The organism is Geotalea sp. SG265, from assembly GCF_022808985.1.
Lineage (GTDB): Bacteria > Desulfobacterota > Desulfuromonadia > Geobacterales > Geobacteraceae > Geotalea.
In genome coordinates, this window is the sequence record NZ_JAKZFT010000017.1 from 59047 (window position 1) to 73889 (window position 14843).

Below are 14843 nucleotides of genomic sequence, written 5' to 3' on the forward strand. Positions count from 1 at the left end.
TTAAAAACTATAACGGCTAACGGGTTTAAGGAGTTAGTATTCACCAATCACCAGCCACCAATCACCATTCACTATCAATAAACCTCATCATGACTACCGACGTTGACAAGAATTATCTTCCCCTCTTCCATTATGAACTCAATGGTTATACGATAGCTGATATTGATTGATACCGAATGCAGTTCCTGCAATGGCCCGTCAAGGCAATGCAGGCGCAGTGATGGGTGGAATGGGTTGAGCTCCAGCAGCTTCAGGGTCTTTTCATACTGGGATAGGATTTCAGGGTGCCTTTTGATGAATTTCGAGGCTCGCTTGATATAACTGTGGGTATAGATGATGCGGAAGCTCATTGCACCTTCCGGATCCGCGCCACATGATCATCCACACTCTCCTCGACAAATTCCCCTGCAGCCACTTGCTGACGGGCTTCATATAGAGCAGCTTCCAGTTCGCAAACCCGCAGCCGGTTGTATTCCTCCATCTCCATGACCACATAACGATCCTGCCCACGCACTGAAATGATTGCCTCAGCACTGTTTTCAAGTGCCTTTTCGATGGAAGATACCCCTTTTGTTTTCAATTCGTTTGCCGCGATGTTTTTCATACCCGCACCTCGTAAGATCAATACTACCTATCGCACGACAAACAATACTATTGATAATACGGTCTGTCAACCAGCCGGTGATAGGTAACAACTGACGGGTAACAGGTACCCTTTCACCGTCCTCGGTTCGACGTTACCCCGTCACCAGTCACGCCTCACTGTTCTCAGCCTCACTCCTCACTCCTCACTCCTCACCCTTCACGGCCGTCAATACCGATAAGTAATCTCCGCAACAGCCAGCTGATTAGTCCTCTTCGCCCCTGGGATAAGGTCAAAATTGCCGATCCGCTCATATCCATAGGTCAGTTGGGCATCCATATCGCCGTAGATGGGCAATCGCCAGCGGATTCTTCCTACGTGCTTCCGTTCAACCGCCTGCAGAGTCCCATTGGCGTCAAAGTTACCGGAGCTGTCTACCTTCACCCGCCCCAGGTTGCCCCGTTGGGTGAAGATGTATTCCAGCGCCAGATTGTGGCGTACGGAAAACCAGTGGCTGTAACGGGCAAAGTAGTCCTGAACAGCGCCCCCCTGGGAATGGCCGATGGGCATGCCTTTGTAAATGTAGCCCTCCGGGAAGGTGCCGTTAGTGTAAAGAATCTGGTTGCCCTGGAAGAACTCGAAACGGAAGTCGTTTCTGCCATCATCGGTCAAGCGGGGAATGTAGAAGCCTGCCACATAGCTCTCAACGATGGGCCAGAAAGAGGCGGTATCCTCACCGGAAAATTCTCCAAAGAGCTCCATATTGCGCAGCCACGACATGCGGTACCTAAGCTCGAAACCCGCCAGTCCGTTGGAGTTGTCGGCGCTGGTGCCGCCGATCAGCCCCCGTAGCGTGTCGCCGGTGCCGTTTTTAACGCCGGGTCCCCCCACCTGCCGGCCCAGGTTGAAACCGATCTCAAAGTTAACAGTCGGTTTGGAAATCAGCTTCAATGCGTAAAACCACGGTTGGCGCTCCACACCACCAGTAAAGGTCTTGTCGAAGCGCGATCCTATCAGGGCATACTTGAGATCGCCCAGCCATGCAAGCCACCCGATCCGCACCGGCTCAGGGCTCGACAATTTTACCAGGGTGAAATTCTCGGCATTATTGGTCAGGGTGATAGTGCCGCGATGACCCTGACCTAGCCAGTTTTCGTCCTTGCCCAGTTCGAGCTCAAGCCCGCCGCCACCAAGCTTAATATAGCCGCGATTCATCCTGATCCGGCTATCATCCCCGATCAGGATCGACGGTTCAATGAGACCAGTCACCTTGTCACTCAGATAAGCCTCGGCGGCCCAGCGCAACTCGCCATTGCTGCCGTCGTGGTAGATAACACCGTTGTTATTCTCCAGAAGCGGCGTTCCCTCGGTTCCATGCTGCTGCACTGGCGACGGGTACGGATTCGCAGGGCGAAGCCCTGACCCGAGGCCGAAGACACCGTCATCGCCGGGGTCGTGGACAGGGCGTTCATAGCTGCGCGGCAGGCCATCCAGGTAAACATAGCGAAAGCGCAGGGAGGAAACCAGATTGTAATCGAGAAGGGGCGGTTTTTCGCCCGGATTTTTACGTAGGGATACCTCACGTGGAATAAGATCGTGCGTCCGTTCGATCAGTTCCCTGGCAAAGGGCTGTTTATCGGCATCGGCACTGGCAAGGTTTTCTTCCGCTTCCAGTAAAAGCCTTGCCGCCTCCGCCTTGGAAAAGGGGCGGATGCCTTTGACATCGCCTTTAATCAGACCAAAGCCGGCCAGCTTTTCCAGATAGGAATAAACGGGACTGTCGAGGGGAATATTTGAGGATGAAAGAGCCCAGCAGGTGGTAGAAGGCAATAGCAAAAAGAAAAGAACAGCAATTGTAATAAGTTTCTTGCAAGTTTTTATCATCAAAAAGACCAGAAAATCTCTATACTGCAGCACTATCAGTTTTCATTTATTGCAGCTTGGGGAATTACGAATAAATCGGGTCGCAGTTTCTGAAAAACGACAGGAGCAGGTCCATCAAACACATAGCGGGGTGTAAATTCCGGCACTAATTGCTTCAGTGAAAACATAAGGGTAGGTAAATTGGCATGTTCAGCAGCTTTGAACAAGACTTCAAGCTCCTGAGAAATCCTATTGATATCAGATTGAACAGCAGAAAGAACACGAATCTTTTTATGCTGTGTCGGCTTGACCCCCTCCCCTTCTATCAAAAGCTCTTCAAAGAGCTTTTCCCCGGGGCGTAGGCCCGTAAAGACAATATCGATATCCTGATAGGGAACCAAACCAGAGAGCTTGATCAATTCTTCAGCCAGATCAAGAATACGCACCGGCTCTCCCATGTCCAGCACAAAGATATCACCGCCATTGCCGATACAGCCAGCCTGCAGAACCAGCTGGCTCGCCTCGGGGATGGTCATGAAATATCTGATGACCTCCCGGTCGGTAACGGTAACCGGTCCACCTTTTTTAATCTGCTCTTTGAACAGCGGGATTACGCTGCCATTGCTGCCGAGGACGTTGCCGAAACGTACCGTGGTAAATTTCGTCTTGCTCTTGGCAGCCAAGGCCTGCACATATATCTCGGCTGCCCTTTTGCTTGCCCCCATGATATTTGTGGGATTGACAGCCTTATCGGTGGAAATCATGACGAAGTTCTTGACGCTGTGTTTGCGTGCCGCATCCGCTAGTACTTTAGTCCCGCGAATGTTGTTATTCACTGCTTCGACGGGGTTGTATTCCATCATCGGCACGTGCTTGTATGCTGCCGCATGGAATACTACCTCCGGCTCGAATTCGTCAAAGATGCTTTCCACCCGTTCCGCATTCTTCACATCGCCGATTACCGGCACCACTCTGAGCTCGGGAAATGTCTCCGTCAGCTCCTTTTCGATGTAATAGAGAGGTGTTTCTGCGTTATCAAACAATAGTATTTTTGACGGCTTGAATTTCGCCACCTGCCGGCAGATTTCACTGCCTATACTGCCCGCAGCGCCGGTAACGATGACCCTCTTGTCAGTCAGATAACCGCGGATAGCTGCCTGATCGAGTACCACGGGTTCACGACCCAGCAGATCCTCAATCTCAACATCTTTAATTTGATTCACTGAAATATTGCCGTCCACTATGTCCGTAATACTGGGCAAGGTCTTGAACTTTACAGAGGCTTTCTCACAGCAGCCGATTACGCTTCGCATGGTGTCTCGACTGGCTGAAGGAATGGCAAAAATCACCTCCTCGATCTGGTATTTTCTCACCAATGCCTTCAACCTCTCTATTTTGCCCAAAACTGGAAGCCCGTTCAGCTTCAATCCCTGCTTCTCAGAATCATCATCAATGAAGCCGACAACCTTGTAAGGAGAATCCTGTTGTTTCCAGATCTCTTTCAAGAGAAGGCAGCCTGCCTCTCCTGCGCCTATTATCAATGTCCTATGCCCGTTCTTGGTTTTTGGTAGTATGTGTATCTCTCGGTAAATCCTCCAAACAAGGCGGCTGCCAGCCACCAACGAGAAGAGCATGAACCAGTCTAGAGCATAGATCGACCTAGGCAAGCCAGAGGCGTTCTTGATGAGCATGAGGGCAAACGCTGAAATGACAGTGGAAAAAGTGACGACTTTGAAGATTTGGATGGCGTCCTGCAGGGAAGCATACCGCCAGATATTCCGATACATGCCGGAAGCCACGAATACCAGTGGCTTGACGATCATGATGACGCAAAGGCCGCTCACAACTAGGTCTCGCTCAGAGGCAGGAATTTGGAAATCGAAGCGCAAAAGAAACGACAGGACAAAGGCAGACAGTATCAAGCAGACGTCCAAAAGAAAGACCAAGATCCTTCTAGCAGAAAACATCATCGCCTCCTGGGATTAAATAAAATTGCAGCAACTAAGATCTTGTGAGGGTTTATATCATATCATTAATGGAGCGGAATGCAAGAAACACCCTGACCATCAGTGTTGAATCCCTTCCCTGCGCAGCACTTTCGCAAAGGTCATAAAAATGATTTTCAAATCAAGCAAGAGAGATCGGTGCTTCAGGTAATATTCGTCGTATTGGACCTTTATGGGAATTGGCAGTTCATCACGGCCGTTTATCTGAGCCCAACCTGTCAAACCAGGTTTCAATAGGTGTATCCCCTTTTCGGTCCGCAATCTAATAAGGTCATCTTGATTGAATAAAGCTGGTCTGGGGCCAACAAAGCTCATATTGCCATTAAGGATGCTAAACAATTGTGGTAATTCATCAAGGCTTGACTTCCGAAGAAACTTACCGATCGGAGTCAGATAACGATCAGGATCATAAAGCAGGTGGGTAGCGACCGCAGGAGTTTCTATCCTCATGCTGCGAAATTTTGGCATTTTGAAAATACAGTTATGCTTGCCCACTCGGTCGGACCAGTATAACACTGGTCCCCTTGAGGTCAGCTTTACCATTAATGAAATGATAACCATTGGAACAGCGGCAACTACCAAAATTCCTAAAGCACATATAATATCGAAGAATCGTTTCATTTAAAGTCTGCCTCCTTATACCAACGGGCAGTTTCCCTTAATCCCTCTTCCATGGTAAATGGTGGTTTCCATCCCAATTCCCGTCTGATTTTAGAGCTGTCAACCGTCAGTGAGCCGGTCAGGCGGTTAACCGCCGCACTCTTTCCAGTTAGCTTTCCTGCAATGCGCATGAGCGAGGGGGGATAAGGAATGAGACGCGCTGGCACTCCAAGGGCAGAGGCGGTACGACGGATGAGTTCAGGAGTAGAGACGTCCTCACCGTCGCTGACAAGATATGTCTGGCCTGCAGCAGCGGGGTGTGTAGCACAAGTTGCAAGAGCATCAATAAGATTGCCAACATAGATCAGGCTACGTTTATTTTCGATTGACGCAAATGGAAGAGGGACTCTCTTTGCAGCAATATGGAGCAGTGAGAGAAAATTACCAGGATTACCCGGACCATAGACAAGGGGAGCACGAAGAATTACTATCTCCATGTCTGTTTCAGCAGAAATTTTTCTCAATATCTGTTCAGCCTCGTATTTGGAAACTGAATATGGATTATGGGGTTGTGGCTGTCCGATCTCTGTATAGGGGATATCACCAGAATTATCGCCATTAACGCCTATGGTGCTCATAAAGACGAAACGCTTTACACCCGCCGCAGCTGCCTGTACTGCCAGTGTTTTTGTCCCAAAAGTGTTGACCTTTCGGAATTCATCTAAAGGGTTTGAGGCTATTTCACGCATTATGTGAACTCTTGCCGCAAGATGAAAAACAGTATCAATTCCATTCAATGCTGATGTCCAAGAAGATTGTGGGCCAAGTGGTTTGCAGACCACAGGCTCAACTCCTTGGATTAGAGAACTAGAAAATTCACTTGGCAAAAGTGAACCACGTACCAAACATCCCTTTGACTGCAGTACAGAGCAAAGTGAACGACCCACAAATCCGGTTGCTCCTGTAACAAAAAAACGCATTTAATCTAAGCCCCTTTGGCAAAAAATTGCTTGCCACGTGACAGAGTCTTTCGGAAAACAAATGAAGGGAGGGAGGGAGTATATCCATGTAGTTTTAATGCATTTACAATTTCAAGGTTTTGCAGCCAAATATTCCGTAGCGAGCGGTTAGTTGTGCCACCAAGCCTCATATGCACCAATGTTTTTGGAATATAGTATGTTGAAATTTTTGCTACATTCAAAAATCTCAGCATAAGTTCAAAATCAGCAGCTATTTTAAAATCAAGATTAAATCCCCCCAGTTTTTCATAGACATGCCGCCTAACAAAAAAAGTCGGATGTGGTGGGACCCAAGAACTGACAAAAGCATTGGGTGGCACAGGAGACGATTTCCAATAACGTACAACCTGCTCTGGATTGTCTTGTTTAACATAGCACAAATCACCATAACATGAATTAATCTGCGGGTTCTGGAACAACTCAGCAACTTCGCTCAGAACGTGTGCACTAGGATAAAAGTCGTCGGCATTGATAAAACCAATCACGTCACCAGTCGCCATACTTATGCCCTTATTCATCGCATCATACAGACCGTTGTCCTTTTCGCTTATGACCTTAGCAATTGGCGGCGATGCTGCTTTAACAATATTTAGTGTAGAGTCTGTGGAGCCACCATCAATAACAATGTGCTCAATGTTTAGATAATTTTGCATTGCTACAGATTCTAACGTATAGGATATTGTTTTTTCAGCGTTATAACTAACGGTTACCACCGTAATTTTCACTCTAGGTGATATGTTCATAGAACTTTTATCCAAGTTTTATATTGTTCATCAACGTTAAAAAGAGAGAAATAGTGGTCAGCGTAACTTGATAGCGGCATCCAGTAATCGTTTGGCACTGGGGTAAAGACATACACTGGAATTTGGTTATACTCCGCCAGATGTGCAGGAAGACTATCCGCCGAAACGACAGCATCAGCGCCTCGGATAACTGACAGCAATTGAGGAAAACCGTTCAACCATTTTATCTCAGCACCAACAAAAGGTGGCAGCTCAGTCGGAAGCCCAACCTTCACAATAGTGGTGCTCTTTCCGTACCTTTTGTTAACTTCCACAATATCTCTTAGCAAAGAGTATGGCAGTTCTTTCTCCCGGAGACGACTGTCAGGAAACACGTACACCTTGGTGCGTTTGCTCTTAGAAGAGCTAATTGTAGGAGTTATTGACAAACTAATGCCGAGGAACTCGGCATAATTTTTATAAATATTATCTTCAACTCCTAAACTTTCGATATGGAATTGAGATGCAATGAATTGCTGCCTAATTCCCAACTGGTCGAAGACTAGAGTATCATAACGAGGATCAAGAATCCTTCTGATACCACGCTTTAACCAAAAACCACATATCATGGCACGCAAATAACCACATTTTTTGATGTCAAATAAAGCTGGGACAACATCTCCAACCTCAACCACCTTACTTTGCCCGGGGAAATTCAAAGTATCAAGTAATGGACGCAGATGGGAACCTATTAGTATTCCATTTTGTGACAAGTCAGCCCTACGTATCACATTACTTGCTATAACCAAATCACCATATGCTTTAAAACAAGAAAACCAACGCATCAATCAGGCGCCTTACCGAACTTGTGCTCGTTTTTGATGTAGTCTATGCACCTTCGCCACTAAGCAAACATTCATGTTTACAGTTACCACTCTTTTGTTTTCTACTTACTCGATAAAGTAATTGCAGCACAAAATTGGTTGTCCAACATACGCAAATAATCCATATAAAAACGTATAGTGTCGGAGCAAAAAATAACAACGGAGTTAAGACATAAGTTACTGTAAAAAACGAAATAAAAGTGTTGTACTTGAACCGGTTGAACTGTGAAAAAACTGCTCGATCTATGAGTCCTCGTAAGAACGAATAAACAAATACACCTAAATACCCAGCATCCAAGTACCATGAGGTCCATGGTAACATGCCAGGGGTAGCACCTCGTTCAGCTGCTCCGGGGAATAGGACTGAATTTACAAGTGAAAATCCAAATTCGTACGGTTTCCCTTCGTATAAAAATCTAGGGACATATTGCCAGAACCCAGTTAGAAACACTTGACCTAAATAGAATATTTTTGACTCTTTAACCGGAAAAATCAACATAGAATCATAACTATATTCACCGAAGTATTTTGCTGCAATCAATATAATATTATTATCTCCCTTTCCGAGCAAAAATAGAAACAAAGCAGAAAAAAGAAGCATATAGAAAAAAAGAATTTTAGCCGAAAGTCTTTTTATAAAAGCGTCGTATGAAATTATCGCTACTACAATAAAATCAATTATGAATTGTTTTGAACCAAGAAAATAAGCAATGAAAGCAAATATGATTGAACAGAAGAAGAGCCTTTTAGTATCCTCTCCCCAAACGTAGGCAAAGAACGTCGTCATCAACGTCCATTGCGCTAAGGCATAAAAAGCCCCTGCATTAACAGTTCCACGATAAGCCTCGTATGCATGTCGTGGATCAGTTAGCCAAAGAGTACCTGCACCACTTCTTAACATCAACACACCAAAAGATAAAAAGAAAGTGCTTAGTAATATAAAAAGAATAATATGCCGGTTGTTCTTTAGAACACGAGTATCGGTTAAATTGGCTAGAATACTATAAGTAATTTGATCTATAACTCTTGAACTAAAAAAAAACGAGATAGTATACGCAAATGTGTACAAGGAGGCACAAATAAGCATTTTGTTGATATACAATGAGGTATCATCAGTGTAAACAAACAATACCGCTATAATAGATACTCCTTGCAAAATAAATGTCTCAGAAACAAAAAAAAAGCTCCATGGATTAATATACGTATCAAACCGACGCCTAGCCAGAAAAATTACATAAACATTAAGTAAAGCAGTTAGAATGTAAAAAGAAAAATAAACCACTGTTGACGCCTTGTTTTGGATTGTAAATATTCGCACCCATAGGGTGCGGCTTTGAAATTCGCCCTCCATAGGAGGGCTAGGCCTGCCCCTCAGGGGGCTGGTCTTGGAGTTGCGCCGCCCAATGTATTCAATCGCTCAGCTGTAGCTGTTCCAACTGTTTTTCTTTCTTTTCCTGGTAGCGGACATACTTGCGTATCATATCCCCGTCCAGACCAACGCTATCTACGCAGTAACCTTTGGCCAAAAGTGGTTGCCCCAATATGGCTTCCTCTTCAAGTGCCGAAACTGCTGGAAGAGCTTCATCGATGTTTGCCCTTTCAGCCGGCCAAGCAGATCCGGTATGGCAGCTTCGGTGGTACCATCACCACCAAATGCACGTGGTCTGGCTAGACATTCAGTTCTACTACTCCGCATCCAGCATAACCACAAATTGCCATTATCCCGTTCTCTGCGGCCTCTTTTACCGTCCCATGCAATACTCGGTACCGATACTTCGACACCCACACGATGTAGTACTGACAATGCCATATCGTATGTGATAACTTGCGAAACCGGCTGCTCACTGTGTCCTCCTTGTTTTCGAAGTTGCGGCAACAATTTACAAGGATAGCAGTGAGCGGCTTTCAGCCATACCTATTCAGGACCGGCATAGCCAGTCCAACATTACCACGCCCGTAGGGCGTGAGTTTCTACTACACATTAAAAATTGATTTTTACAGGCCCTGCTAAACCACTAAGTGCCTGACATGGTAGTGCGTCGGTTAATACATTATTTATGCAAGAATCAGCGAAATATATTGTGTTGAATAACGGATGCTGATAATTTTAGTGACTATTTATTTTTTGCTTCTTGGTTTAGCCTTTATTGTTCATTGGGGGACACAAGCTTTCCATCATATTCAATACCGATACAAGGTACGCTTGAGAGTCAAATCCCTTGCTTATGCCACAAGAAACTTCGCCTGCATAATCAAGCTGCCGAGCGCTCCATGATGAGATCGACTGCAGCTTTCTGCACATCTCATCCGGGTTCATAGTATGAAGGACAAGCCCGTTAATATTGGGTCTGACGATATCCTCTGTGGCACCGACCTTGCTTGAGGTCAACAGCGCCGTACCGCAGGCTGCCGCTTCGCAAACAACCGTTCCCCAATGATCTTCACGGCTCATAAGTATCAGACAGCGAGCGCTTCTCATCCGCTCTGCGCAGTATTCTGGTTGTCCAAAACCCTCAAAAGTTATGCCTTCACCATGGCACATTAACTCCAATGGTCCGTTTCCCATAATACGCAGGCCCCAATCGCCACCTGTTGCTCGGTATTTCCTGAAGCCTTCGAGCATAATGTCAACACCTTTGCGATGAATTAGCTGCCCAATGAACAGAAATTCTTTCGATCGCTGTGACACTGGAGGCCCAGGATAATAGATTTGTTCAAACGCCCCATAATACCCAGTAAAAATTCTTTCTGGAGGCATGCCAAAATAATGCAGTAACCTCGTAGATGCATGTCCTGGTACAAATGCTCCATCAAAGTGACGACGAAGCCATAAACGAAACCAGATTGATCCGAAAAGCTGGCGCATATCCCAACGAGGTGTGTTATCAAGTGTAATTACGATTTTCGCCCCCCTGGATCGCATCCATCGATCGAACTTTAGCCAACCAGGATAGCGCCACCCCGTATGAATGATGAAATTGCGATCAGCATATTCCTCGCGGATATTCCAGATTTCATTGGGGACGTCAAGCCAACGAATAGGATGGGTAAGGTATTTATCGAGCCCCGCAAATGGGACCGCTGCACGTGTCCCCAGCAACTTGAGGTCATCACCAAAAGCATCAGTTAGTCTTTTGGTTAGCAAACCACATGGGGGGAATCCTTCCCAAAAAATCATAGGTCTAATTTTGTGGTATGGACGTTTCATGTCTCACTTTTAATTTTAAAAATCCGAGTTGCATCTTGAAAATAGCCGGTGCTAAAAAAACATTTGAAAATACAGCTGAAATTATTTGTGAGAACACTGTAGAGACTGCGGCTCCAATGGCTCCGTACTTAGGTATTAATAAGATATTCATCAATAAGCTTACTATAGCACCACCAACGCTTTTAATTAGAGCAATTCTATTACGTCCCTCATTAATAATCCACAAACTCTGAACGACACCAAGAAAAGTAGGCAATACTGCAACAATTAAAATATTTAATATTAAAGTAGAATCAGCATATTTTTTGCCAAGTACATTGTTTACTATGAATGGAGATAACAAATTAACAATTATTATTATAAAACATGCCAACAATGCCATCCCAGTAAATAATTTTTGCAAAATATTATAATAATGCGTATTGTTTTCAACTCGAACAGATGCAATCAAAGGTGCAAAACTTGTGCAAATTGTCACTGGAATAAAGTTCCACACTTCAGCAAAAGGAAGAACAGCAGAAAATATACCAAGTTGATGTTCTCCTGAGAGCTCGCGTATCATTACCTGATTCATTCGCATGTAAATCATCACTGAAATTCCAGCTAGCAGTAATGGCCATGATTCATGAAGCAACTTTATACCAATTTTGCGAGAGGATTTCCAATGCCCGCTCGAAGGATATCTGAGATATGCCAGTGAGATAGCTAGTGCTCCGATTGCCAATTCGAGAAATTGGGCGAAGGCAAATGCCAGAAGCGGAGCATGCAATACAATTAACCCAACTTTTAGGGTATTTGCAGTTAGTAATGCAGCAAGCTTAGATATAACGGTTCGCCTGCTCTGGGATTGACTTTGAAACCAAAGATCTACCGTATCTGCCGCTTGGAAAACAGTTCCGCTACCTACTAATGCAATAAGTATCAGTGCTCTCGTGTCATTAGGCCTAAGAAACAGCACTGTCACAATCGCACAAAGCCATGACAGTACTCCAAAGAATATTCTAAGCTTTAAAGATGTCCCCAGTATTGTTGGTGCAATTGAAAAATCACGTGCAATATCTCTTACTACGATTCCGTCTAATCCTAGATTTGCTATGGCTTGAAATAAGGCTGCTATTGCTAGCGCATAGGATAATTCACCAAACAGATCAGGACCGAGATATCTCGCTATCCAGACACCTACTACCAACGTGGTGGTTATTTTTACTAATTTATCACTAACCATCCAACCTGTATTCATTAATACAGGATAGAGTTTTGGATTTGATATATTTATCTTGGTAAGGACGTTTGCGATATGAATTCTTTTACATTTTTCCATCTTCACGCATGACCAGATTTAATAAAATCTCTTTTAAAGTACTGTACAGTTTTAATTATGCCGTCTTCCAAGCCCACTACCGGTTGCCAGCCAAGCTTTTCTTGTGCCAAAGTGATATCCGGTTGACGTTGCTTCGGATCATCAGATGGGAGAGACTGAAAGATGATTTTCGACTGACTGCCGGTTAAACGAACAATTGTCTCAGCAAATTCAAGAATCGTGTTTTCTACAGGGTTGCCCAGATTGACCGGCCCGATGAACCCCTGCCCATTTTCCATCATTCTGATCATACCGTCGATCAGGTCGTCCACATAGCAGAAAGATCTCGTTTGCGAGCCATCTCCGAATACAGTAATATCCTCATTTCTAAGAGCCTGCAGAATGAAGTTAGAAACCACCCGTCCGTCATTTTCAGCCATGCGCGGACCATAGGTATTGAAGATGCGGATGATACGAATGTCCACGTTGTTCTGGCGATGGTAGTCCATCATCAAGGTTTCTGCGACTCGCTTGCCCTCGTCGTAGCAACTCCTGATACCGATGGGGTTTACGTTGCCCCAGTACTCCTCTTTCTGAGGATGAACGTTGGGGTCGCCGTAGACTTCCGAAGTTGATGCCTGCAGAATACGGGCCTTGACCCGCTTGGCCATGCCGAGCATGTTGATCATTCCCATGACGCTCGTCTTTACGGTCTTGACAGGGTTGTACTGGTAATGCACAGGCGAGGCTGGGCAGGCCAAGTTGTAAATACGGTCAACCTCTAGCAGGATCGGCTCCACTATGTCGTGGCGAATCAACTCGAAGCGATGGCTGCCCATCAAATGGATGATATTGTCCCTGCTACCAGTGAAGAAGTTGTCCAGACAGATAACGTCGTGCCCTTCATTCAACAACCTTTCGCAGAGATGGCTACCCAGGAAACCTGCCCCGCCAGTGACTAGGATACGCATCATTTCCCTCCTTCGTTAATGCCCCTGCCGTTGCGGCCAAGAGGAATGTAGCTGAAACCGGCATATTCCATGCGGTTTGGATGGTACAAATTGCGGCCGTCAATGATAAGCGGCTGTTTGAGCGCTGCCTTCATCAGATCAAAGTCTGGATTACGGTATTCTGACCAGTCGGTGATGATCACCAGTGCATCAGCGCACTCCAAGATATCATAGTGGTTCGTGCTGTACACAACTCGGTCTCCGAAGTATTTTCTTGCTTCGGCCAACGCCTCTGGGTCGTGAACCCGTACGGTTGCACCAGCTGCCAATAACTGTTCGATGATAGTCAACGATGGAGCCTCACGCATATCATCAGTGCGTGGTTTGAAGGAAAGGCCCCAGCAAGCGATGGTACGACCGCTAAGAGGTTGTTCCTCGGCTTCCGTTCCCAGAACCTTGATTAGCTTGTCGGCCAGGACCTCTTTCTGTCGTTCGTTCACTTGCTCAACAGCCTGAAGCAACAGCATTTCGTAGTTGCACTCATCTGCAGTGCGAATCAGTGCCTTGACGTCTTTTGGGAAGCAGGAACCACCGTATCCAGGGCCAGGAAACAAGAAGTCATAGCCAATGCGGGAGTCTGAGCCGATTCCCTCCCGCACCGCTGCAACGTCGGCACCCATTCGCTCGCAAAGGCCGGCAATCTGGTTCATGAAGGAAATCCGGGTAGCTAACATTGCATTGGCGGCGTATTTGGTCATCTCGGCAGAACGAATATCCATTACGATCATCCGATTCTGTTTGCGCATGAATGGATCGTAGAGCTCTTTCATAATCTCTGCAGTACGAACGTTGTCAGTACCGATGACAACCCGGTCGGGTTCCATGAAGTCATCAATGGCAGCTCCTTCTTTCAGAAACTCGGGGTTTGAAACAACGTCAAATTCAAAGTTCACTCCACGTGCAGCCAGTTCTTGTCCGATTGTAGCGCGGACCTTATCGGCAGTGCCAACAGGGACGGTGGATTTGTCAACAATGATCTTGAATCCATGCATGTAACGTCCGATGCTACTAGCAACACCGAGTACGTACTTGAGGTCTGCCGAACCATCTTCACCAGGAGGGGTACCGACTGCGATGAAGTTGATGAGTGAGGCATTAACTGCACTCTCCAGATCAGTAGTGAAGGTTAGTCTCCCTTCCGAACTATTGCGAAGTACCATCTCCTTCAAACCAGGTTCATAAATAGGAATAGCTCCCTGCTTGAGCCCCTCTATCTTCGCCTCGTCTATATCCACACATACAACATTGTTGCCGCTCTCGGCAAAACACGCGCCCGCCACAAGGCCGACATAACCGCTGCCAACAACACATACCTTCATTAACAACTACCCCTTCAAGAAAATATATGATTTGCATGATTCAAATCTTATTTTATACAGCAGCCTCTCACGAGGCCAGTTCGTAAGCACCGCCTTGCATTTTGCGTGTAGTACCACTGCAGTTGAATTGACTATAAGACGCAAGCCAACTCCTGAAATGTCTATTTCATAGTCACTTCCACATTGATTAGTCTAGTGGGGATCACTGCTGTCCCATAATTTGATTCAATAAAGAAAGGCTCGGAGAGCTACTTGTGATATATTGAGTTCGCCAAAACAACAATATTAACAAGGAGATCCGAGCCGTGGCCCATTGTAACACAGTACTG

Annotated in this window: 13 protein-coding genes and 1 pseudogene; all 14 read right to left on the reverse strand. The window is 45.8% G+C overall.

Going from position 1 to position 14843, the window contains the following annotated elements; translation table 11 throughout:
* Positions 1-74: 74 nt before the first annotated feature.
* The 14 genes and pseudogenes from ML541_RS16290 to ML541_RS16355 all read right to left on the reverse strand — a co-directional run bounded on the left by ML541_RS16290 (position 75) and on the right by ML541_RS16355 (position 14514).
* Positions 75-350, reverse strand: a complete 276-nt coding sequence (locus ML541_RS16290) for a plasmid stabilization protein (RefSeq protein WP_243374488.1) — start codon at positions 348-350, stop codon at positions 75-77.
* Positions 347-604, reverse strand: coding sequence for a type II toxin-antitoxin system Phd/YefM family antitoxin (locus tag ML541_RS16295; RefSeq protein WP_243374490.1), 258 nt, complete (start codon positions 602-604; stop codon positions 347-349). The genes ML541_RS16290 and ML541_RS16295 overlap by 4 nt, the downstream gene beginning before the upstream one ends.
* Positions 605-811: 207 nt before the next feature.
* Complete coding sequence (locus ML541_RS16300) at positions 812-2467, reverse strand: capsule assembly Wzi family protein (RefSeq protein ID WP_243374492.1); 1656 nt, start codon at positions 2465-2467, stop codon at positions 812-814.
* Positions 2468-2502: 35 nt separating this feature from the next.
* Complete coding sequence (locus ML541_RS16305) at positions 2503-4413, reverse strand: nucleoside-diphosphate sugar epimerase/dehydratase (protein WP_243374493.1); 1911 nt, start codon at positions 4411-4413, stop codon at positions 2503-2505.
* Between the two features lie 99 nt (positions 4414-4512).
* Positions 4513-5073 carry a sugar transferase gene (locus tag ML541_RS16310; RefSeq protein ID WP_243374495.1) on the reverse strand — a complete coding sequence of 187 codons (561 nt, stop codon included), beginning with the start codon at positions 5071-5073 and terminating at the stop codon, positions 4513-4515.
* Positions 5070-6032, reverse strand: coding sequence for an SDR family oxidoreductase (locus ML541_RS16315; RefSeq protein ID WP_243374497.1), 963 nt, complete (start codon positions 6030-6032; stop codon positions 5070-5072). Before ML541_RS16315 ends, ML541_RS16310 begins: the two co-directional genes overlap by 4 nt.
* 5 nt (positions 6033-6037) lie before the next feature.
* The gene (locus ML541_RS16320; protein ID WP_243374500.1) at positions 6038-6814 is read right to left on the reverse strand and encodes a glycosyltransferase family 2 protein; all 777 of its coding nucleotides are present in this window, start codon (positions 6812-6814) and stop codon (positions 6038-6040) included.
* Entirely contained in the window at positions 6811-7638 is an 828-nt protein-coding gene (locus tag ML541_RS16325) for a hypothetical protein (RefSeq protein ID WP_243374501.1), read from the reverse strand. The genes ML541_RS16320 and ML541_RS16325 overlap by 4 nt, the downstream gene beginning before the upstream one ends.
* Before the next feature lie 43 nt (positions 7639-7681).
* Positions 7682-9028 carry a hypothetical protein gene (locus ML541_RS16330; RefSeq protein ID WP_243374503.1) on the reverse strand — a complete coding sequence of 449 codons (1347 nt, stop codon included), beginning with the start codon at positions 9026-9028 and terminating at the stop codon, positions 7682-7684.
* A 58-nt stretch (positions 9029-9086) separates the two neighbouring features.
* Positions 9087-9522, reverse strand: a pseudogene (gene tnpA, locus ML541_RS16335) (IS200/IS605 family transposase).
* Between the two features lie 292 nt (positions 9523-9814).
* Positions 9815-10885: a glycosyltransferase family 4 protein gene (locus ML541_RS16340; protein ID WP_243374504.1), complete on the reverse strand. Its 1071-nt coding sequence runs from the start codon at positions 10883-10885 to the stop codon at positions 9815-9817.
* A complete protein-coding gene (locus tag ML541_RS16345) occupies positions 10860-12206 on the reverse strand; it encodes a flippase (RefSeq protein ID WP_243374505.1) in 1347 nt (448 codons plus the stop codon). Before ML541_RS16345 ends, ML541_RS16340 begins: the two co-directional genes overlap by 26 nt.
* A 2-nt stretch (positions 12207-12208) precedes the next feature.
* Positions 12209-13159, reverse strand: a complete 951-nt coding sequence (locus ML541_RS16350) for a UDP-glucuronic acid decarboxylase family protein (protein WP_347710811.1) — start codon at positions 13157-13159, stop codon at positions 12209-12211.
* Positions 13156-14514 carry a UDP-glucose/GDP-mannose dehydrogenase family protein gene (locus tag ML541_RS16355; RefSeq protein ID WP_243374507.1) on the reverse strand — a complete coding sequence of 453 codons (1359 nt, stop codon included), beginning with the start codon at positions 14512-14514 and terminating at the stop codon, positions 13156-13158. Before ML541_RS16355 ends, ML541_RS16350 begins: the two co-directional genes overlap by 4 nt.
* Positions 14515-14843: the final 329 nt, after the last annotated feature.

Coding starts and splice junctions, on each gene's coding strand:
- ML541_RS16355 (WP_243374507.1), bottom strand. CDS start 14,514: ATGAAGGTATGTGTTGTTGGCAGCGGTTATGTCGGCCTTGTGGCGGGC.
- ML541_RS16310 (WP_243374495.1), bottom strand. CDS start 5,073: ATGAAACGATTCTTCGATATTATATGTGCTTTAGGAATTTTGGTAGTT.
- ML541_RS16295 (WP_243374490.1), bottom strand. CDS start 604: ATGAAAAACATCGCGGCAAACGAATTGAAAACAAAAGGGGTATCTTCC.
- ML541_RS16330 (WP_243374503.1), bottom strand. CDS start 9,028: ATGGAGGGCGAATTTCAAAGCCGCACCCTATGGGTGCGAATATTTACA.
- ML541_RS16340 (WP_243374504.1), bottom strand. CDS start 10,885: ATGAAACGTCCATACCACAAAATTAGACCTATGATTTTTTGGGAAGGA.
- ML541_RS16290 (WP_243374488.1), bottom strand. CDS start 350: ATGAGCTTCCGCATCATCTATACCCACAGTTATATCAAGCGAGCCTCG.
- ML541_RS16300 (WP_243374492.1), bottom strand. CDS start 2,467: ATGATAAAAACTTGCAAGAAACTTATTACAATTGCTGTTCTTTTCTTT.
- ML541_RS16305 (WP_243374493.1), bottom strand. CDS start 4,413: ATGTTTTCTGCTAGAAGGATCTTGGTCTTTCTTTTGGACGTCTGCTTG.
- ML541_RS16350 (WP_347710811.1), bottom strand. CDS start 13,159: ATGATGCGTATCCTAGTCACTGGCGGGGCAGGTTTCCTGGGTAGCCAT.
- ML541_RS16320 (WP_243374500.1), bottom strand. CDS start 6,814: ATGAACATATCACCTAGAGTGAAAATTACGGTGGTAACCGTTAGTTAT.
- ML541_RS16315 (WP_243374497.1), bottom strand. CDS start 6,032: ATGCGTTTTTTTGTTACAGGAGCAACCGGATTTGTGGGTCGTTCACTT.
- ML541_RS16345 (WP_243374505.1), bottom strand. CDS start 12,206: ATGGAAAAATGTAAAAGAATTCATATCGCAAACGTCCTTACCAAGATA.
- ML541_RS16325 (WP_243374501.1), bottom strand. CDS start 7,638: ATGCGTTGGTTTTCTTGTTTTAAAGCATATGGTGATTTGGTTATAGCA.